At 41.8% G+C, this 21,363-nt stretch carries 16 protein-coding genes and 2 pseudogenes; 8 read left to right on the top strand and 10 right to left on the bottom strand.

What is annotated here, in order from left to right:
• Nucleotides 1–224 precede the first annotated feature (224 nt).
• Nucleotides 225–2,132: a diguanylate cyclase domain-containing protein gene (locus WA1_RS12195; protein ID WP_017749473.1), complete on the top strand. Its 1,908-nt coding sequence runs from the start codon at nt 225–227 to the stop codon at nt 2,130–2,132.
• A gap of 32 nt (nt 2,133–2,164) precedes the next feature.
• Nucleotides 2,165–2,743, top strand: coding sequence for a Uma2 family endonuclease (locus WA1_RS12190; protein WP_017749472.1), 579 nt, complete (start codon nt 2,165–2,167; stop codon nt 2,741–2,743).
• Between the two features lie 29 nt (nt 2,744–2,772).
• Here WA1_RS12190 and WA1_RS12185 read toward each other — a convergent pair whose 3' ends face one another.
• Together WA1_RS12185 and WA1_RS12180 are read right to left on the bottom strand one after the other, a co-directional pair.
• Nucleotides 2,773–6,060: an HsdM family class I SAM-dependent methyltransferase gene (locus WA1_RS12185; protein ID WP_026135320.1), complete on the bottom strand. Its 3,288-nt coding sequence runs from the start codon at nt 6,058–6,060 to the stop codon at nt 2,773–2,775.
• Between the two features lie 445 nt (nt 6,061–6,505).
• Nucleotides 6,506–6,949, bottom strand: a complete 444-nt coding sequence (locus WA1_RS12180) for a hypothetical protein (RefSeq protein WP_017749470.1) — start codon at nt 6,947–6,949, stop codon at nt 6,506–6,508.
• 311 nt (nt 6,950–7,260) lie between these two features.
• Between WA1_RS12180 and WA1_RS12175 the strand changes: the two genes are divergently transcribed.
• The 3 genes from WA1_RS12175 (at nt 7,261) to WA1_RS12165 (ending at nt 10,527) form a co-directional block, all read left to right on the top strand.
• The gene (locus WA1_RS12175) at nt 7,261–7,605 is read left to right on the top strand and encodes a hypothetical protein (RefSeq protein ID WP_017749469.1); all 345 of its coding nucleotides are present in this window, start codon (nt 7,261–7,263) and stop codon (nt 7,603–7,605) included.
• A 53-nt stretch (nt 7,606–7,658) separates the two neighbouring features.
• Nucleotides 7,659–9,800, top strand: coding sequence for a pentapeptide repeat-containing protein (locus WA1_RS12170; protein WP_017749468.1), 2,142 nt, complete (start codon nt 7,659–7,661; stop codon nt 9,798–9,800).
• 235 nt (nt 9,801–10,035) lie between these two features.
• A complete protein-coding gene (locus tag WA1_RS12165; RefSeq protein ID WP_017749467.1) occupies nt 10,036–10,527 on the top strand; it encodes a hypothetical protein in 492 nt (163 codons plus the stop codon).
• A gap of 92 nt (nt 10,528–10,619) precedes the next feature.
• Here the strand turns inward: WA1_RS12165 and mtnA are convergent, their stop codons facing one another.
• The 5 genes and pseudogenes from mtnA to WA1_RS12140 form a co-directional block, all read right to left on the bottom strand.
• Nucleotides 10,620–11,681 carry an S-methyl-5-thioribose-1-phosphate isomerase gene (mtnA, locus tag WA1_RS12160; protein ID WP_017749466.1) on the bottom strand — a complete coding sequence of 354 codons (1,062 nt, stop codon included), beginning with the start codon at nt 11,679–11,681 and terminating at the stop codon, nt 10,620–10,622.
• A 134-nt stretch (nt 11,682–11,815) separates the two neighbouring features.
• Nucleotides 11,816–12,178 (bottom strand): annotated as a pseudogene (locus WA1_RS12155) (Uma2 family endonuclease); the annotation flags it as partial.
• 383 nt (nt 12,179–12,561) lie between these two features.
• Nucleotides 12,562–12,804, bottom strand: coding sequence for a Uma2 family endonuclease (locus tag WA1_RS12150; protein ID WP_026135319.1), 243 nt, complete (start codon nt 12,802–12,804; stop codon nt 12,562–12,564).
• A 34-nt stretch (nt 12,805–12,838) separates the two neighbouring features.
• Nucleotides 12,839–13,351, bottom strand: a pseudogene (locus WA1_RS12145) (R3H domain-containing nucleic acid-binding protein); the annotation flags it as partial.
• A gap of 253 nt (nt 13,352–13,604) precedes the next feature.
• On the bottom strand, nt 13,605–15,005 hold the full coding sequence (locus tag WA1_RS12140; RefSeq protein ID WP_026135398.1) for an IS4 family transposase: 1,401 nt from the start codon (nt 15,003–15,005) through the stop codon (nt 13,605–13,607).
• 105 nt (nt 15,006–15,110) lie between these two features.
• Here WA1_RS12140 and WA1_RS12135 point away from each other — a divergent pair, with 105 nt between their 5' ends.
• The 3 genes from WA1_RS12135 to WA1_RS12125 all read left to right on the top strand — a co-directional run bounded on the left by WA1_RS12135 (nt 15,111) and on the right by WA1_RS12125 (nt 17,822).
• Nucleotides 15,111–15,491 carry a hypothetical protein gene (locus tag WA1_RS12135; protein WP_017750188.1) on the top strand — a complete coding sequence of 127 codons (381 nt, stop codon included), beginning with the start codon at nt 15,111–15,113 and terminating at the stop codon, nt 15,489–15,491.
• A 649-nt stretch (nt 15,492–16,140) separates the two neighbouring features.
• Nucleotides 16,141–16,548: a hypothetical protein gene (locus tag WA1_RS12130; protein WP_017749150.1), complete on the top strand. Its 408-nt coding sequence runs from the start codon at nt 16,141–16,143 to the stop codon at nt 16,546–16,548.
• Nucleotides 16,549–16,595: 47 nt separating this feature from the next.
• Nucleotides 16,596–17,822 carry a glutamate-5-semialdehyde dehydrogenase gene (locus tag WA1_RS12125; RefSeq protein ID WP_051077139.1) on the top strand — a complete coding sequence of 409 codons (1,227 nt, stop codon included), beginning with the start codon at nt 16,596–16,598 and terminating at the stop codon, nt 17,820–17,822.
• An 83-nt stretch (nt 17,823–17,905) separates the two neighbouring features.
• Here the strand turns inward: WA1_RS12125 and WA1_RS12120 are convergent, their stop codons facing one another.
• From WA1_RS12120 to WA1_RS12110, 3 genes are all read right to left on the bottom strand, one after another.
• The gene (locus tag WA1_RS12120; protein WP_026135287.1) at nt 17,906–18,973 is read right to left on the bottom strand and encodes a fatty acid desaturase; all 1,068 of its coding nucleotides are present in this window, start codon (nt 18,971–18,973) and stop codon (nt 17,906–17,908) included.
• Nucleotides 18,974–19,231: 258 nt separating this feature from the next.
• Nucleotides 19,232–20,296: a fatty acid desaturase gene (locus WA1_RS12115; RefSeq protein ID WP_017749147.1), complete on the bottom strand. Its 1,065-nt coding sequence runs from the start codon at nt 20,294–20,296 to the stop codon at nt 19,232–19,234.
• Nucleotides 20,297–20,532: 236 nt separating this feature from the next.
• Nucleotides 20,533–21,348 (bottom strand): acyl-CoA desaturase, encoded by an 816-nt coding sequence (locus tag WA1_RS12110; RefSeq protein WP_017749146.1) that lies wholly within the window; start codon nt 21,346–21,348, stop codon nt 20,533–20,535.
• Between the last annotated feature and the right edge of the window lie 15 nt (nt 21,349–21,363).

Genomic DNA, 21,363 nt, shown 5'->3' with positions numbered 1-21,363 from the left:
ATTTAACTGAGAATTTGTGGCAGAAGTACTTGAAAAATTAATTTGCTTGAAAGAGGGAGTGGGGAGTAAGGAGTAGGGAGTGGTGGCAGAATTCTTCTTTTTATTACCTCGTTGTGAGGGAGCGAGAGTGATTAGCTTATTTCCAACAAAAGCGCAATTTTTTAGACAGATAAAAAGATTACAATAAGGAATCACCTTTTTCAAGCTGTCCTAAGCTATTATATATGGCTGGCATTTTGATAGTTGAAGATGAGCGAGTCGTCGCACGGAATCTTCAAGCTACCTTAGAAAAGTTGGGGTATACCGTTGCAGGTAACATTGCATCTGGTGAAAGGGCAGTAGATCTTGCCGCAACTCTCAAGCCAGATTTGATACTCATGGATATCCAACTACAGGGTAACATGGATGGCATAGAAGCATCTGCCAGAATTCGCGAGCGGTTGCATATTCCGATTGTTTACTTAACAGGACACGCTGATGAGCAAACTATAGCGCGGGCGATGGCTACCGATCCCTACGGTTATCTTATTAAACCGTTTAAAAGTAATGAACTGCACGCGACTATCACCACAGCTTTGCGGCGTTCTCAGTTGGAAAGACAGTTACAAATAAGTGAAGCCAGATTTCAAGAGCTAGCAGCTAACCTACCTGGTGTGATTTATAGGGTGCTGCATCAGCTAGATGGAGCGAATCAATGGCTTTACATCAGTCCCGGTTTCCAAAACCTGTTTGAAATAAATCTTGTGTCTTTCCAACAGGGAGGTGAGTTTATACAAGCCTCTATTTACCCCGATGATGTCAGTTCTTTAGAAGAATCGGTATATGTTGCTTTGGAAACGATGCAACCCCTGAAATGGGAGGGGCGCATTGTTATTCCTTCCCAGCAGATAAAATGGATCCAGATTGCTAGCCGACTAACGAGACAGGATAATGGAGAAATTATTTGTGATGGGTTAATAGAAGATATAAGCGATCGCAAACTTACAGAACTTGCCTTGCAAAGCCAAATGCAGCGCCAGCGATTATTAGCTGAAATCACCCAACAAATTCACAAATCTTTAGATTTCCATGAAATTTTGACCGCAACAGTCACTCAATCGCGTCAAATTCTTCAGGTCGATCGGGTCTTAATTTTTCAGTTGAATTCAGATGGATCGGGAGTTGTGATTCAAGAATCAGTAGATCCAGCCTTCCCGACAACATTGGGACTCAAATTTTTAGATCGATGTTTTCCCTCTGAGTGTTATGACTTTTACTGGCGGGGACAGTCACAAATAATTTTTGATACAAATCAAGACGATTTAAGCAATTGTTTGAAGAGCTTTATGCAGCAGATAGGGGTGAAATCTAAGGTTGTGACTCCTATTATTCAACACTCCGAACATTTAGTAACTGTCAGTGGTGTTGAGGAAAACACTTCAGAAAGCATTGATACAACAAGCCCCAAATCTCAAACAGTAAAATTATGGGGTTTGCTCATCGTTCATGCTTGTGACAATCGTCGGTTATGGCAAACAGAGGAAGTAAACTTACTGCGTCAAATTGCCAGTAATTTAGCGATCGCCCTACACCAGTCAGAACTTTACCAAAAACTGCAACAGGCAAAACAGCAACTAGAACGCCTTGCCAAGATTGATGCATTAACCCATGTTGCCAATCGTCGCCGCTTCGATGAGTACTTACAGCAACAATGGGAGCGATTGACACGAGAGCAAAAACCTCTTTCTTTAATTTTATGCGATATCGATCGGTTTAAATCCTACAATGATAACTACGGGCATCCAGTAGGAGACACCTGCTTAGTAGAAATTGCGCGAGCAATTACCCGTGCCGTGCAATACCCAGCAGATTTAGTAGCACGTTACGGTGGGGAAGAATTTGCTGTTATTCTACCGAATACTACGGTGACAGGAGCAGTGCAAGTGGCTGTAAATATTCAAGAACAAGTCGCCCAACTTCAGATATCTCATCTATCTTCAGATATTAAGAATTATGTCACTGTCAGTTTGGGTATAGCTAGTATTCTTCCTAATGAAAACAGTTCCCCAGCAGCGTTAATTGCAACAACAGATATGGCATTATACCAAGCAAAACAGCAGGGACGCGATCGGTATTGTATCAGTGACCAGTGACCAGTGACCAGTGACATAAGAAGCCAAAAACTATGCAAGCCCAGCAACAAGACTACTACACACCTGAAGAATATCTAGAGCTAGAAACTGCAGCAACGTACAGAAGCGAATATTACAACGGTCAAATATTTCCCATGGCAGGCGGAACCCCAAATCATAATAGGATAGCAGGCAACTTTTATGCTGCACTCAACTTTGCCCTCAAAAAGCAACCCTACGATGTCTTCATGACCGATATGCGCTTGTGGATTCCAAGCAATAGTCTATATACGTATCCTGACATCATGGTTGTTGCCGGTCAAATAGAGTTGGTAGAAGGACGTAAAGACATAATTACCAACCCGATTGCGATCGCAGAAATTCTATCAGAATCCACAGAAAAGTATGACAGAGTTGGAAAATTCAAACTCTATCGTGCCATTCCCACACTAAAAGAATATATCCTAATTTCTCAAACAGAAATTTATGCAGAACAATATACAAAAACCGAAAGCAATAAATGGCTCTTTTCAAGTTATGAAGGAGAAAATGCCATCCTCAACCTAACCTCCATTCCATTTCAAATATCCCTCATCGACCTTTACGACAAAGTAGAATTTTCAGCAGGTTAATAGACTACATGGAGGATTCGTGTTTTCCCTCATGCAAAGCGATCGCTTGTGTAAGCCTTAATAGGTCTAGGTTTAACAGTTTGCCAGGGATAGCGAGGCTGTAGCTTGTTGAGGGGAAAACTGGCAAGACGGGTTTCAATGTGGGTTTTCTCCTCATCCGTTAATCCAAACATTTCGTAAACTGTTTCATCAATGTGTGCCAGTACTGAAAAGAAATCAGACTCAACTTGTTGAAAGCTGGCTAATCGTTGTCGATAGTTTTGCATCACAACAGTATAGTCTTGGGGAACGAGCAATTTTTGAATAATAGCTCTAGAAATGGTTGTGTCTTCATCAGCATTGAGTGTCAAAAGCTTATTAACTAACTCAGCGATATCAGCATTTATCAATTCTAGAGAAAATAAACCTGCTCGAATGCAGTTTCCATCTAAACTCAGTTCTTCCACTTGTACATCTTCAGGACTCCAGTTGGAGAAGTTAAGCCCTAAACTTTTGTCGCTTAATTTATATCGACTTGTAGCAATTCGGGTTTCAACCTCAGATAACAACCATTCATCGGGATTATTCTTAGCGATAACTGCTAACCGTGCTAGCCGATTATAACTCTCTACTAACCGTTGCTCGATGGTTGAATCTGGATTTTTTATCCAAGGCAAAGCATCAAGAACACGAGGGTATATATGAGCACGTGATGAGCCTTCCAATACGCCCGCCCTTAGTCTAATCAAGTAATAAAAACGAACTAACTTGCTATTAAGAAAAGCTACAATTGCCTTTGAAGGCGGCCCATCTATTTTTGGCAACGCAATAACAACACTATTGCGAGCTGCAACTTCTTCTCTATCGACTAAGCAAGCAAATGGTACAAGTGCCACTTCAGCAACAGCAATAAACGATGGAATTTTCCGATCTCCCCAAATACTTAACTTCTGCACATCTTCAAGATTAATCCAACCTTCTGGTTCTCCATGCCAACCTAAAGAAATGCTTCTACCTAGAATTGTTTGAATTGGGCGGTTACCAGTAGGGCTTTCAGTAACTTGTGCTTCTCTACCTGCTTGAATCCCATACGTAAACCAAATTGGTTGATTTTTCCGATTAAGTTGCCTTGCAACGGCTTCCTTTAGCTCGACTACATTGCCACCATTACCATTTGGATACAGCTTCTTGAGAATGGGGATATCTTCGGGATGCAACAGTGGTAGTAAATAATTTCCCCAGAAGGCTTCGAGTGGATTGCTTGGATCGATTTCTGTTACTCTAGGGCTAACTTTGGCATCAAAAAAATCTTTGTACTTGATTTTAGCAGGTGGTTCATTGCTTGGCCAGGTAGAAGGAACATAAAGTTCAATCTCATCATTTTCCTGTGCTGAAGTTTTTTCAATAACCAAGAGCATTGGAATCACATTCGCATCCCACTGTTTCCCGGCAAACTCTAACCAAACGATCTTACGTAACGCCGCTTCCCTTGCAGGATAAAGCAACTTCCAAACTTTTGCTGCTGCTTCTGAATTAGCATAGCCGCCACTGACTACCATGCCTAAAAATCCACCTGATTGCAGCGATTCAGTTAAAGCGCGGTAGAGAAACACAAAGCCTGTATCAGCATTCGGTCCCCAAACCTGATGCCACAAACCGCGCATTTCGTCATTATACTTCACTCGCTCTGCCCGGATATAAGGCGGATTACCCACGATATATTTCCACTGCTTGCTATCCCGATCTGCGGAACCGGGAGCTAACAATCCTTCTCCCAATAACGGGACAAGATCCGATTCTCGCAGCAAACTATTTAAGTTGTAGACAGGGATTTTAGGAACATCTTTTGTTGAGGGTTTGAAGCGTACTAATGCCCACATCAATTGAAAGTGGCTAATGAATGCCGCAAATGGATTTAGATCAAATCCCCAAACGTTAGTTTGTAACTCTTGCAAAACGGTATCTGGATCGAGTCCTCTGGTTTTTGCGTCTTCCAGACAGCGATGAACATATCGCACTAAAAATGAACCACTCCCACAAGAGGGGTCAAGCAGGTTTCCCTCACCATGAGTAAAAACCGTTTGCTCTAGTAACCAATCGACAATCGAAGCAGGTGTGTAGAATTCTCCTAACCGTTTTCGTTTTGCAGTGGGCAAGAATGTTTGATAGATATCCCCCAAAATTTCTTCCGATAAGCCAGAAAAATCGTAGGCGTTAAATCGTAGGATCAGACGTTGCAATGCTTCATCTAATGCACCGTTGGTTTCATAAATCCAGTCGAATAAGTTGCGCTCAAAGGGATCGTGATACAACCGCCCAATATCTTTAGCTACTAGCTGCACCAATTCTTTGGCATCACCTGTTAATTGCTCCACGAACGATGCCCAGTCTTGCGGGCCACCATTGGATAATCGCCGTTTTTTCGTGAGCTTTAAATCTTCCACTAATCGCAGAAACAAAACACGAGCAACAAGCACAGCTACAGAATCGGCAACGAATGATTCCCGAATTCGTTCTTCAACTTGCTTGTTGTCTTTCGCGTTGACATCCCGCCCATATTGGTCTTGAAATCGAGGCAAAAGATCCTCGAACAAATGTCGGTGGAAGTCAAACTTAAACCGAAGCCGCACTAATGCTCTTCGTTGTGTATCTCCCGTATCAATTAAGTTTTGTTGAATTTTCTGTTCCTGACGTTTAAATTCTTCATATTCCTGGATTAAGGTAGCGATCGCTTGCTCCGCAGCTGTAACCAGTTCGGTAAAGCTGGTTTGCAAATCTTGCCGCAACCGAGCTAACGTCTCAGGTGCATCCAACTTTAAGTAAACGTAGGGCAATTGTCCATCAATAAATGTTGCCCACTGATTGCTGTGAGTCGCCTGTTCGTAGGAAAGAAACTTAAGTCTTTCCTTTAATTCTTCAAAGGTTATTTCAGATAAATTGCAAGGAGCTTCAAATCCTGCGACTGCTTCACCCGTCGGCAAAACGAGCCAAACATAACGGGCTGTTAGAAATAAAACGTACCTGGTTAAGCCCTCAACATACTTACGTTTTTGATTCCACAGCTTGCGTCGTCCACTCGGAGTAGTGAGTTCTGCATCATCTTTCTTTAGATCCCCCACGACCCAAGCAATTTTCTCAGGAGTCAGCAGTTTAATGTCTGGATAGCCACCACCTCCTGCGTCCTCAGTCACAACGCAATCTTTGGGATAATCCAGCAATCCAGCTAAGAAATCACGAACATCTGGGTTGTACGAGCGCTCTGGTCGATTCCAATCCAGCGCAAGCCATTTTGCCAGAGGATTTGCTTGCTGTCTCTGTGGTCTGCTGCTTCTAGACAAAACACTTAACCTCTCTGCTTCCAAACGTTTTAAATGGGTTGCTAGTACAATTCGTCAGAAGTACGCAAGGTCAGAGGGCAGAAGGCGCAAAAGCTTTTATTTTAAGCTTTTTGTCTGTTACTAATGGTTGCCTTATTTACGCCGACCTGTACTAGCAGATAAACAGGTTAGCACTGAATATAAAATCATAAGCTATTGCCTATCGGAAAAAGAACTCTTGATTCAAACATTGCTTGTTTCTCAACCAGCAACAATGAATTCTTTAGCAGGTTTTTTAAGCTAAGAAAGTAGTATCAGTTTCCATTGACTTATTAGGGTGAATGTGCGTGACATAATGTTAATACACTTCATCGTGACTGCCAATATCAACAAACACAGCTTTACCGTCGTCAGTGCTTGTAGATGTTGGGTTTCGTTTTTAACCACTAACCACTAACCCTTTAAGCTATTTAGCAGTTTTATTGGGCTTTTGTTGCGATATGGAAAGTCTATAGCTATACTGTCCTTGGGATAACTCACCCACATATAAGGTGTAATTTCCCTCCTGCCAAAAACCAGAAATTTCTGGCTTGCCTCCAGAGTAACTGTCTGCTAAGACACAAAAGCGCCCTCCCGGACCATCTATTAACAAAGTTGGCTTTCCGCCACTCTCAACTGTTAATCTCAGGTAAGGTAGTGCTTTTGTAATCTTTATCACTTGACTGGGTTGCTCGGCAATCTTGCCACAATTACTTTCTTGTTTACCTCCAGACGTCCCATTGACAACTAAGGGATCTGGCTGCAGATTAGGACTAATTTGTACGGCTTCCCCAGCCCAACTAGCATTGCTCAGAAATAAACTGCTGAAGAATGCTATGCAGATGCCCTTTAACAATGTAGTTTTCTTCATAATATCATTATGTTTCCCAAGTTTTATAAAGCGATTATTAATACACTTATTATCTAGTACATAAGACGTGTATGCCCAATCTCTGTTCCTAAATGTTTGTAATATTTTTGTCACTAGAAAAAATATTACACAAGCAAATCTTAAAAAAATTAAAGTTTGCAAGCACTGGTAATGCCAAAAACTTGAATTTTAACAACTAGAAGCGATCTTTAAATGTTAAGACTTTCGCTAAAATCACAGTGTCAACTGCCAATAATTGAAATAAGAGTTGGTTTGTTGTTCGTAAAGTGTCTTAGCAGAGGTAAAAATATATGAATCCCCAACCCAATGATGACTTGCAGCGTCGCCTCGAAAAGCTAGAGGCTGAAATTAACTCTCCGTCTGGGGTGACTCCACAATCGCAAGCAGCGAATTCATCACCCAATAAGGCTCTCAGATTCTTCTCGCACCATACAGCGCGAGTTCTAGCTTGGTACAGGACTCAGTCTGGAATAAAAAAGATAATTGTTTTGGGTGTTGGGTTTTTATTGGCATTCTCTGTACTACAAGCAATTTTTAAGCTCGTTGCTGCTGTTGTTAGTCTGGCGGTTTTGTCAATCTTAGTGTACGTTGGATACAAATTTTTCATATCCAGTAACTCTCAACCTAAACAGTAGTTTTTAAACGAGCTGAGAGTGACATAGAAATAAAAGTTAAAGGAAATTATCTAATGGCTACCCCAAGTGTGAGGAGAAATAGTAACGTAAATGAACGGGGAAAAACTCAATCTATACCCTTGACAACAAGGCGAATTGCTGCATGGGCAGCAGAAGTGACTCTAGTTGTTACGAGTGGCTTGATTCCCTTTAGTGTCGGTACATATTTAAATTCTAAAGGTGATGTCAACCGCGTACCGCTTAATCCCGTACTGGTACAAACAGAACGTGCGATCGCTCGCCCACTGGCTTTACCTGTGAGCTACGGTGCTCGTAACGTAGCATGGCCTACAAATTTTTTGTGGACGCTATCTTTGTTAGTTCCTCTAACACTGTCAGGCTGGCAATTGTACTTACTTGCTAAAACAGGAAGCACACTCCCCAAACAATGGTTGGGGATTAAAGTTGTTACCATGAACGGCAAGCCAGCCGGGTTGGGACCTATTTTGGTACGGGAAGGAATTGGTCGTTGGGCTGTACCAATGTCCGTTGCATATCTTTTGTGGCGTTACAGCTTTTTATTTCCTAATTTAAGTGCTTTTGTGAGCTTGGCTGGTGTGGTGCTGCTGCTAGAAGGAACAGGCTTCCCCTGGCAGCAAGATCGTCGCGCACTGCACGATCGCCTCGCTGGTACTTTCACTGTAGATGCTCACAAACCTTTTACACCTTCTACCGTAAAAGATACCAAACGCAGTCAATCTCCATGGACGGAAGGCGATGAGGAAGCTGCTATTGCCTCAGTTGTGATTACCCCTGAAGAATCAAGGCAAATACCAAATTTGTGGCAATGGATACAGCAACAAAATCCAAACCAAACACTGCTAGGAGTTGCGATCGCTAGCGTGGGTGCATTATTTGTGACTTTAGTCGGAACACAAATTTACATTCATAGCTTACAAAACCAGCGCGGCACAGAACAGAGCAATAGCGAGCAGTTTCTTGCACTGGTAAAACAGCTAAACCCAGACTCTACTGCTACTGTTGAGGAACGCCGCAGTGCAATTTCAGCTATGGCTACCCTCAATGACACACAAGCGGCTCAGTATCTTGTCGATCTGCTGGTTAGCGAAACTGACCCCATTGTAATTGATACAATTCAGCAAGCACTGGTTGGTATCGGACCCCAAGCCCTTCCCAATTTAAAGCGGATGAATCAGTTCCTTGTCAGCGAACTAGATGGCAGCGATCGCTCACAATCTCCAGAAGTGCGGCAAAAACAACTTTATGCAAATCAACGAGCAATTAACAAGGTTCTGTCTGCATATCACGGTAAGCTGGAAGATGTAGATTTAAGTAACGCCCAACTTAATCCAAGCGGATCTGGGGATAGCTCTTTCAGATTGATATTAGACAAAGCCGACTTGTGGGGAATTAAGTTTCGAGGTGCAAATCTCTCCTCAGGGACTTTTAAAGGCAGTCGTTTCCGGGGACTGGGTGAGGATGGACGCTGGGATACCTATGATGATTGGGTTTCCGATCTCAACCAAGCACGAATGACACAAGCTAATCTTGCTGAAGCAAACCTCAGTCGTGTTTCCATGATTCGTGCGGATTTAAGTCGCGCTATCCTCAACAAAGCCAACTTATCCAACGCTCGCTTATCTGGTGCTAACCTCAGTAGCGCTCAACTCCTAGGAGCAGATTTGCGGAATGCAGTCCTGCAAAATGCTAGTCTCACGGGAGCCGATTTGGGTGATGCGAAACTTAATGAAGCGGATATGTACGCAGCTCGTTTAGGTCGTGTCATTGCTGTTGGGGCACAATTGTCTTTTGCTAATCTTGTAAAAACTGATTGGCAAGGTTCAGATCTTTCAGGTGCGTACTTGGATCGTGCTAATTTGAGCGATGCGAACCTAAGTGCAACTCGCTTGACGGGTGCTGTATTAAACTCTGCTAATTTAGAGAATACCAACCTGCGAAATGCTGACTTGAGTCTTGCAGATTTAAGGGGAGCAAATCTCAATGGCGCTGATTTTCAAGGAGCGATTCTGTCTCCTAACAAACAAGATCCTACCGATCAATTCGTACAAACCCCATCTCTCGGTACAAAATCTGCTGCAGTAGATGGAGTGGATTTTACTCATGTTAAGAATTTAGATCCCAAGCAGATAGCGTACATTTGTACTCAAGGAGGGCTTCATCCTCGGTGTCCGTAATAGGGATTTTGGATTTTGGATTTTGGATTTTGGATTGGGTAGTAGGGAAAAAGTAATAATTTTTACGACCTACTCTCTAGATCTTATTGCAAAAATGGAATAATCTTAAAATCAATCTAAAATCCAAAATCGATTACTCCAAAATCCAAAATCGATTACTCCAAAATCCAAAATCGATTACTCCAAAATCCAAAATCCAAAATCCAAAATCTAAAATTGTGTAAGGAGTTGGGGAATGAGGCACGTAAAGTATTTAGCATCTCTTGTTTTCGCTAGTTCAGTTTTAAGTTTTGCCCAATTTACCCAACCAGCACAAGCCCAAGTCGCATATGGGAGCTATGTTGGTATCGGTCCAGCCATTGGTTTTGGAGATGGCGTTCAAGTCGGCGCGGTGATTGCTGGTCGTTATAAACTTCTAGAATTACCAATTTCTCTTCGCGCTCAAGCTTTCATTGGTAAGAGTGCAGCCCTAGTCCCAACAGTTTCTTATGATGTTCCTCTCAACTGGCAAACAGATGCTTACTTGGGGGCTGGAGTGGTGCTTGCTAGTGGGGACGATCCATCGCCGGTTGGTAATAAAATCAGTTTTGCTTTACAACCGGGTGTTGATTACATAGTTCCAAATAGCAACACAGTGATATTTGGCAATGCTATTATTGCTTTCGATGCTATCCGCGATGGTGGTACAGCTTTCTCTTTACAGGGTGGAGTTGGTTTAAGGTTTTAATGGGAAGGCAGTCCTCATAAAAAAACTGTCATCCCGATCGCATAAAAATTTTCTTACCCCTACTCCCTACTCCCCATTCCCTACTCCCTTCTTCAAGCTACTTTCTTTTCCTGATATTTTATTAATTCTTCAGGAGAAAATACACCATGCTCTGTAACGATCGATGTAATTAGTTTAGATGGTGTTACGTCGAAAGCTGGATTGTAAAATTCTACGCCGGATGCTGTTAGAATTGTGTTACCAATTTTATATATTTCCTCTGAATTGCGCTCTTCAATAGGGATTCTGCTACCATCAGATAAAGAAAAATCAACAGTGGAAAGGGGTGCAGCAACAAAGAAGGGAATATTATGTGCTTTAGCGACAAGTGCTAAGCTATATGTACCAATTTTGTTGGCTGTGTCGCCGTTAGCAGCAATTCTGTCAGCACCAACAATCACAACATCAATTAAACCCTGCTTCATGCAGTGAGCTGCCATACTATCAGTAATGACTGTGACTGGAATACCTTCTTGCACGCACTCCCAAGCAGTTAATCTTGCTCCTTGTAAGCGAGGACGAGTTTCATCAGCAAACAAACGCGCTAAACGCCCTTCTCTAAAAGCAGAACGTACCACACCCAAAGCGGTTCCATAACCTGCTGTTGCTAATGCGCCTGCATTACAGTGAGTGAGTATTGTCAGTTGTGCTGGTGTCTTGGGTAATACAGCCAAGCCATTGTCACCAATTGCATGACAGGTTTGCAAATCTTCTATATTTATAGCTTGGGCAGTTTGCAAAAGAGTTTGTTTGATTTCTTCAATCGTTCCAAGAGTTTCATAAGCAGTTCTCATCATCCGCGAAATTGCCCAAAACAAATTCACCGCTGTTGGACGTGTCGATCGCAAAAGTTCTGCTACTTTTTCCAAATGATTCAAAAACTCGTCGCGATCGCCCGTCTCGATTTCTCTCGCTCCAAGATACATTCCATATGCTGCAGCCACACCAATTGCTGGTGCGCCTCGCACAATCATGGTTTTAATCGCCTGCGCCATATCTTCGCAACGGCTGATTTCTACAAATGTGTATTCACTTGGTAAACGGGTTTGGTCAATCAGCGAAACTGAGTTATTGTGCCAAATAACGGAATAAACCTGATTTGTGGAAGAATTCATGGAATTACACGCTATCAAATTTTTTAAATTGTAATGTTAGCAATTCTACTAGTTCTGCCAATTTTGGAAAAAGTATAAAAGATGAAGATCATAGTAAAAAATCGCACAATATCTATGTTGAATACGTAGCGACTCTAAAGATCTACATCTTCATAAAGGTCGGCGATTGTGGCTTCAAAGTCAATACTGGGTAGTTGAAACGACTTATTATCTGCTGTGTAAGATTGCAAAACCCACAGACCTTCATCATTCCGGCGAAAACACTCAACTCGCTGACGTTTGGTGTTGATGAGAACGTACTCTTTGAGACTTTCTAGGGTTTGATAGTCGGCGAATTTGTCCCCGCGATCGAAGGCTTCGGTGGAATCAGATAAAACTTCGACAATTAAACAGGGAAATCTTTTATACGCAGGAGTTTCCCTGTCTCGTTGGTCGCAGGTTACCATGACATCAGGATAGTAATATCGATTTAAAGATTCGATACGTGCTTTCATCGAAAATTTGGGTAGAAACCCCGTCCTAGAAGGACGGCTTTGCATTTTGTTTTTTTTGTGAACCATTACCGCCTTGGAGAGATTGATATCGGGTAGTTTTGCTTTCTACTTTCGTTCGGGCAGTTACGAACTGGTATCGCTCTCTCTGTACGCATAATGGGTTTGCTCTTGCGAGCCTTCCTTTGCAGGAGTAATGTGAGCCTTGACTGTGTTTACATTCGGTACTTTCCAAACAACACTAGCTTTAAACCGTTACGCTTGTTTAATTGCTTGGTTTCAGAGCTACGAACTGGCTACGCATCCTTAGGTGAGAACTTTAACACTTAATGTAAACCCAGTAGTAAACTACTGATAGTCTGGTAAGCTCGGCTTCAACTAAACAGGGTTTAGCTGAAGCCTCCAGGCTTAAGCCGGAGGTTGCTTACGTCAGTGATATAAACACGACAGCCCGAACCGCGTACATGACTCCGGAGGAGTGCAAACAGGTTCCCAGCAATTGTGACATGGGGGTCAAGCGCCCCAGCCATTGCGTAAACGTAACCGTCAATGTACTCGTGTTTGATGTCGTTTTTTTCCTCCATCTGGAGGTATTCCTCAGGAGTGAGGTACATTTCAGGTGAAGCTACCATATTTCAGCCCAGATGTGCGTAGTTTTGTCATTTGTCACGCTGGATAAATTCGCAAGCGACGAAAAGGTTCTTCACCAAAACTTTGCGATTTGAGATTGTACCTTTCAACAAGTTCGTGTTGCATGGCGCGAATTTTTGCTGAACGAGGAAGTAATTCCACAGGCTGTTTCTTGGGAATCACGATTTCCTCTACAGCAAGTCTAGCTTCTTCTAATGCGTCAATTTCATCATCTTCACTTCCACTTCGAGCAAACCGATTGGGTTCGGGTTCATCGTCTGTTGTTGGTTCTTCCATACCCAACACCTGTTGTAAAGATTGGGTAATTTGAGTGTAGGAGTTGGCTTTTAAAGTATAGACGGGTACTTGATATTCTTCTGCCATGCGCCTAAGATTGGAGTGTTTTCTCGCGTGCGATCGCAGTGCTAGAATTGCATCAGCTTTATTAATATCCTTTGTCAACACTACTGGCAAGTTGAGTTCGCGAATAACCGTTTCCAATTGATGGTAACTCACACCATAAGGGTATACCTGGCACAGTTCATCTTCGTCAAGCGAATCTAGTTTGTCACCGAGGAACTGTTGCAATACTGCTCGGTTAAGGGAAAGTGAAGCCTAAAATTCCGAAGAAACTGTTCTCGTTTTATTTACGAGAACAAAAATGAGAGAAATTTGTATAAATGAACCCACAAGAGATGAGCAAGTATCTCTCAAGAATGTTTATATTTAATTGAAAAAATCTCTAAACCTTGTCCCTTTTAATTTTCTATCTAGTTCAACTATCTTCTACTACTAGATGATGTCAACTAGCGGTTGTAAAAATTGTAAAAGATAGTTGTTGCCGGGGAGTATAATTATTTCTATGACATCGTTTTTTAGTTTTAAATTTAGAACGAGTTTTCTTGATTACCCTCGGATTAGTTCTGCCTGAGGTTGGTGGTATTTGTAAGTCTAAGATTTCCCAGATTAACCAGCTAAAATATATATTCATATTCTCAAGAGAATGATTAACTTGCTGTTGAAACTGAGGAATAGCACGTCTGACAACTCTTAGAGAACTGGTAAAACTTAAACTTAGGGGAGATATTCCCTTGATTGCTGCACTTTGAAACATTAAATAACGTATACAATAGTGTCCTAGTAACCAACCATAAATTTCTTGGATAACTTCACGAGGATTCTTCGAGCGGATAGGAATTTTACGACCGTTCAGATGGACTTTTAACTCATCCAAGGTGTTCTCAGCTTCCCACCGTTGATGGTATTCTTGGGCTAAGAGCAATGCAGGAAAAGTTGAAATATCCATCAAATCAGTTACTAAACGATACACCTTTTCTACACCCTCAACTTCAATAATATATTCAATGACACGAACAGGTATTTTCGTCGCTCCCTTCTTTCTTGACTTTCCATCAGGAGCAAGCCAACTTAGATAGGAACCATCAGGAAAAGCTTTAACAAACTCAAATTTTACATGAGATGGCACGCGACCAAGAATATGACATTTTTGTTTGATTGCAGCATGAATCATTTTAAATGAGTGCAGTCCTCTGTCCCACATTAACAACATACTCTCCTCAACACTTCTTAATAGCTTTAAAGCTCCTTTTCTCTCTCCAATTCGATATGGACAACAAAATATGTCGATAATTAAATGAGTTCCTGCTTCGACTAAAAAAGTTAACCTAGCTTTGGGAAAAGCCGGATTTGTACCAGGACGAGAACCAGGGTAACCAAATACTTTAGCATTAGTTTCTGTATCAGGAACATCAAAAACTGTGCCATCCAAAGCCATTATTCTCAGTCCACCCAAAAAAGCACCTGGTGTTTTAATTGTTGCTAAAGGTTTTGCAACAATTTCAAATAAACGAGTCATAACAGCAGCACCAATTCGTTGTCTAGCTTCACTTATTGATGAAGATGTTGGTATCTTAAAACGTCTCTTAAAGGGGATTTGCAAAGAATTAAAACCCTGAATGAGATTTTTCAATACATCCACGATTGAATCGGAGGACCAAAAACTCATGGCGATTACTAGAGAGATTACTACGTGTGTAGGAAGTATTCTTTGACGCCGTGCGGTACTACTCGTTGTTGTAATCGCTGCCATAATCGACTCGGTAGGGATGATCTGGTTAAGAGCCAGCAGTAATTGTGCCCGATTTAGGATTTGATTGTTGAATTCAAAGTTAACTAGCATCATTAGCACTCAGTTTTGAAGTGAAATTTCGTATAAGATAATATTGATTAAAACACTTTTTGTTCTCGTAATCTATTCGAGAACTCTATCTTTCCCCAATTCCAATTGATGCCTACGAAAACTGACGATATTATTGCCAGAGCCGAACTCTTACAGCAAGCGATCGCTACTCTACAACTACAAATTCAACAAATTCAAGCTTCAGGAGAAGTTGCACCCGAAGGTTGTTGTGTCCTGCGCTACCAGGCACGCGGTCAAAAAGGAACTTACTGGTACTATAAGTTGCACGCTCAAATGCCGATTTTCCCTACGCAAACTCCTAATAAATTAAGTAAATATAAGCATTTGGGGAAAGCTGGAAGCCCCGCTCATATTGATGCTGTTATGCAAGTTACACGAAGAATGCAAATCGACACCTTAAAAAATACGATTCATTCTCTCAGACAAAACTGGATAGATTTGTACGAAAGTCTCAAAGACAAAAAATAACCTTGCCCATCCGCTTTCAGTTATCGTTTTTAATACGCGAACACATTTGACACTGTTTTACCCTTTATTTCCCTTAACCGAGCAGTATTGGCTTTAGCCCTACCTACTAAGATTTTTTCATAAATCATTTATGATTCCTATAGAATGAATGGTACTTAGTTAGGTATAAAGTGCTCTTCCTTCTCAAATGTAAAATGAAGATTAAAATTTTGCATTAACGCCTGCAAACACTGCAAATCTAGAAGAGTCGTTACCTGACTAAGGTGAAACACCGTGCATCCATCTCCGTTCTTGTGGTACGGGCGTCCTCGCCCGTACACTCTCTTATAAGGCGGACCCCAGACGCCTACCCCACTCCATGTAGTCTAATAAGAGCGAAAATTGCTGTAAGAAACTTAAAGTAAATATACTTACGTAAAGTAAAATTGTGAGATTCACAAACTACAATATTATTAAGTAACACCAGGTAGCTGTGTGCCAAACCAGTCTTGCTGGTGGGTAAAATAAAATAGATCTGGGGAGAAAGACTTAACCCCAAGTGGCTAATGTTATAAAAAATTCAGGAGAAGATAGTCAACTGAATGAATAACGTTAAAGGAGATTATATCTCTAGGCTAACAACAAACACGCTCAAGTTAAAAGTTCGCTTGTGCAACCTCAAAAACCAGAAAAAATAGATTTGAATACGGAATACCTTTGCCCCTGTCGTCGGCGGGGACAGTTAATTCCGATTACGTTGACAGAAGCATTTGGATGCGATCGCTGTCCGCAAATATTCGTAGTAGAAGATAATGGATATGTACTGGAGCAGCTATCAACCACCTATCCATACAAGCGAGCTTGGCGCTGGACGGGAAATTCTTGGCAAGTTGTCCATCCTCGTTTGGGAGAAAACTATTTGCCAGTAGCACTTGGCATAATTTTCGTGCTAGTGATTATATGGTTACCATTAGCACTGCGATTGGCAAGTGGTTACAGCATTATTGCTTGGGCGATGGTGGCAGTTCTGTTGGCTATCCTACCAGCACTGATGGTCTGGCTCACCTACAGACGTTAACGAGGCGGACAGTGGATGATTTTGATGATTACTCCGAACCAATAGTCATGAGTGCGAGACGCGCCCATAGTGCTTCCTTAAAATTAGGAACGACAAAAGGCGTAGACAGGAGTCGCGCTGTGCTGTCAATGGCGCAGTCGCTCACGCGCTCGTTTGACGATATTTTAGAAGCCAATACCTTGGATTTAGAAGCCAGTCGCGAAATGGCATTACCAGATTTAATGTTGGAATGGCTGAAACTGACTCCAAAACGGCTGGAGATGACAGTGGCAATTCTCCAACGGTTGGGGGAATTATCAGATCCATTACGGCGGGTCAGACACGCTGACTATCAGTTAGAAGACTCACAAACATACTCACAGTTAATGCCTTTGGGTGTGATAGCTTTTATTTATGAGGCATTTCCTGAGTTGGGAGCAATTGCTGCTGGTTTGTGCATCAAAACAGGCAATAGTATCATACTTAGAGGTGGTACAGAAGCAATTCATTCTAACAGCGCAATTGCGATCGCGCTCACAAATGCCTTATCTGATGTTGGTCTTCCAGAAGATTGCATACAGTTAATTACAGAAGAACATGGAACATCCATCAGAGATTTAGTCATCCAAGACCAATGTCTAAACCTCGTGATTCCTTACGGACGTTCTAGCTTAATACAGCAAGTTGTACGACACTCAACATCTCCAGTTCTCAAATCAGCTATGGGTAACTGTTACCTTTACTGGTCACTCAATGGCAGTTTAGAAATGGTGCGTTGGATGATCGTGGACAGCCACCAAAGTGAACCAGATCCAGTTAACGCCATTGAAAAAGTCTTGATTCATCGCCAAGCTCTACCATCATCCTTTGTCACATTATGGAACAGTTTGAAAGAAAAGGGCTTTGAAATCAAGGGAGATGCTGAACTAGTGGATGCCTTTCCTCAATTACAACTTGCAAAAGATACAGAATGGGGAAGCGCTTACTTAACAAAAACAGTTGCTTTTAAATTAGTGGATAGTCTAGAAGCAGCAATAGCCTGGATTAACCAGTACAGTAGCGGTCATGCTGATTGCATTGCAACAGAATCCTATCAAGAAAGTCGGCAGTTTGCGTTAGGAGTTAATAGTGCTTCTAGTTATATCAACGCTTCTCCCCGGTTTTCCCGAAATCCTTCGCGAGGAGACTCAGTATTTCTAGGAATGTCAAACCAAAAAGGTCATCGGCGCGGATTAATTAGCCTAGAAAGTTTGACAACTACGAAGCATATTGTTTTGGGTAATGGAAGGTTTTAGTTTTTGGTTAGTGGTTAGTGGTTAGTGGTTAGTAGTTCTTTTTAACCACTAACAACTAACAACTAACAACTAACAACCAACAACTAACTCTTATTACGCGTATAATAAACCTTAGATCCAGTATCCGGTACAAAATGGCAACTTAAACAAGAACGCCATAATGAAGTGACGACCGGTTCTTCCGATTTGCGGAAATAGTCACCCAAGATGGGTTTAATTGCTTTAGTTACCTTCTTTAAATTGTAGTGAGGGATGTTGAGAAATATATGGTGAGCAACATGAGTACCGATATCATGATGTATGTGATTGATGAAACCATAATCGCGGTCAATTGTTGAAAGCGCACCTTTGAGGAAAGTCCATTCTTCTTCGCGGTACCAAGGAATATCTGGTTCGGTGTGGTGTAAAAAAGTCACCAAGTCCAGCCACATGACGAACACAAGATAGGGTCCAACATAGTATTTGAGCAACCACATCCAACCCCATTGATAGGTAAGAAAACCAAGCAAACCTACCATGGAAGTCCAAAGTACAGTACTGGTAATGACATCCCATTTTTCAGAAGGTTTGAAGAGCGAGCTGTTAGGAGAAAAGTGAGAGCCTTCTTTATTCGGAGAACGTTTAAATAGATAAACTGGGTAAGCCAATAAAAACAGATAATATCGACCTATCTTTTGCTCCAAAGGCATTGCTTTGTACTGAGATTCACTGATAGGATACCAACTTTCGTCATTATCTAGGTGACCGGTATTCAGATGGTGAGTTCTATGGCTAATTCGCCAACCGTGATAGGGAACGAGAATTGGTATATGGGAAAGATGACCGATCAGATCGTTGAGCCATTTCTTTTTAGAAAAAGATTGGTGTCCGCAATCATGTCCAACCACAAATAAAGCCCAGAACATTGTCCCTTGCATGACCCAGAAAATAGGCCAGAAAAACCAAGAATTCAAATGATGAGCGACTGCGTAAAGCAGAGTGATAATTAGGATGTCACGGAAAAAGAAAAACAGTGATTTTCCGACATTCGGCTGAAAGCATTCAGATGGGATTGCAGCTTTTAAAGAACTTAGAGTGAAGGGAAACTGGGTGACATTTTCAGATGACGCACAGCCACTGTGAGTATCTGTTGAATTGATGGTATTTTGCACTTTATTTTGTTGTTGGGTGTTATCTGGTATGAATGCAAAGCAGCACTTTGCTTGCAGGTGAGCAAAAGTCAACCTGCATTCGGTTTTTAATGAGAATCTTTCCTATCAGTTGAAAGATTTAAACATCAGTAGTACTAGAGTGCCAATGCGTGTTTTGAGGGACTTCATAAACCCGGTTTCTTCAAGAAACCGGGTTTCTCGGCAAAGGCAATATCCATCAAATCAAGGTTGATAGACTAGTATACCTACTTTATCTGGTCACTGGCCACTGGTCACTGATTGACGATAGTCTTTGAAAGACAGATAGCCGTCATCAACAACATACAACTGGCACTTATCTGTAATTTCTTTCATTAAAGACCAAGAAAATTGATATTCAGAATGCAGATAAGCACTCCACTTCTCTTTTATGCTGGCATATGCAAGACGCAAATTATAAGAGGGAATTGCGGTTGACACATGATGGGGAACGTGGACGTTAATATCGTGGCAAAGGAATTCTATCCAACGAGGATAATCGCAATGAATTGTTCCTTGAAGCTGGGCAGTAACAGCGTTCCACTTAGACTCTGCAACGAAAGGAACGTCTGAAGTAGTGTGGTGAACATAAGTAAAAGTGCTCATCCAAAAGTGGTAAACCAGCCAAGGGATAAACCAAAATTTGACAAATCCCCAAATACCAGTTGTTGCAATAAGAATTGGGAATGCGATCGCAGCAAACAGAACGACCACCACTACAGAAAGCTTGACATTGGGTCGGTCTTTTTCTTGAAACTTAGACCAATCAAAGTGGGTTACTGCCCAATGAAAAATAGAACCTACCCACCACAATCGGAGGCGCATGAACCACTCAAAAGCCCCTTGTGGGACTTTTCCCCAACTCTCGTAAACTTCTGTCCTAATGGGATGCCAAGCATTATCTTCGTCCAATTTGTTAGTGTGGGTGTGGTGATAATTATGCCCAATGCGCCAACTGTGGAAAGGGTAAATCAACGGCATCATCATCACGTGACCTACCAAATCGTTAACCCAACGGCTTTTGGCAAATGAACGATGACCGCAGTCATGCCCGATAACAAAAAAACCTGTTAAAGCAGTCCCAGTAAAAAACCATGCAAAGGGGAGGAGATACCAAGGCGAAAATACCAAACTGGCATAACCCAAGCCAACTATCAACACGCTAGTCAATAATTGTGTCCAAGCCTTTCGGGAATTCTGTTGAAAACATTCCTGGGGCAAGCTTTTGATAATATCTTTTAGCGTCAGTTCGGATCGACCAAAGTCAGAATTTAGTTTGTGGCTGTCTACTGTTGATGTAATCATGAATACCTAAAAAAGCACCTTCACTACCAAGTCACCAAAAAAGCGCCTTGACGCAAAGTTTTGTAACACTAGCGTTCGGATTATAACAATCTAATCCACCAAAGCGCAAAAAAAGGTTGAAGAATGACGGATGAAGGATAAAAGATTTACTGAGACCAGAGTATTTTAACTCATATAGGTTTCTGACCTATACGATCGAAAATTAACTTTTATCCTTTATCCTTTACACTTTATCTTTACTTATTTGCCAGCTTGACATTTGTCGCTAGACCGAGAGTTTGAAGTAATTGGATTGTCATCCATGTGAAGTCTAGTTCCCACCATTGCAAACCATGACGGGCTGAGTACTGAAAAGCGTGATGGTTGTTGTGCCATCCTTCGCCAAACACCAAGAGGGCTACCCACCAACAATTTGTGGAATTATCACCTGATTCGTGGCTGCGGTAACCAAATTTATGGGTAGCGCTGTTGACTAACCAGGTGCAGTGGTAAACAAAAACAATGCGAACAAAAATTCCCCAGACGACGAAAGACCAGCCACCCAAAAGCAGAAGAACTGCACCAAGGGCCAGCTGGAGAAAAATCATATTTTTTTCTAAAAACTGATAAACTGGATCGTCTGCAATGTCTTTAGTAAAGCGAGGAATTTCTGATTCATCTTCTTTTCTTTGATAAATCAACCAACCCATGTGACTCCACCAGAAGCCCTTGTTGGAATCATGGGGATCTTTTTCCGTATCAGAGTGTAAATGATGCATGCGGTGAGTCCCTACCCATTCAATAGGTCCCCCTTGGCAGGCAAGTGTCCCACAAAAGACTAAGAAATACTCCAATAACTTAGGAGTTTGGAAACTACGGTGGGTAACAAGACGGTGGAATCCTAGAGTAATCCCTAAACCACCACTCACCCAGTACAGAACGAAAGCAACACCTAGAGCTTTCCAGCTAAAGTTACTGGGAAGCAGGGCAAACAAAGCTCCGATGTGCAAACCAACGAAAAAGAGGGTGTTAACCCAGTGAATTTGGTGTTTGGTTGGAGTAGCGAGTGTCATGCAATAACCCGAAGT

This window comes from Scytonema hofmannii PCC 7110, from assembly GCF_000346485.2.
Lineage (GTDB): Bacteria > Cyanobacteriota > Cyanobacteriia > Cyanobacteriales > Nostocaceae > Scytonema > Scytonema hofmannii.
The sequence above is the reverse complement of the archived record's forward strand: the minus strand, read 5'-3'. Positions and strand labels throughout refer to the sequence as shown.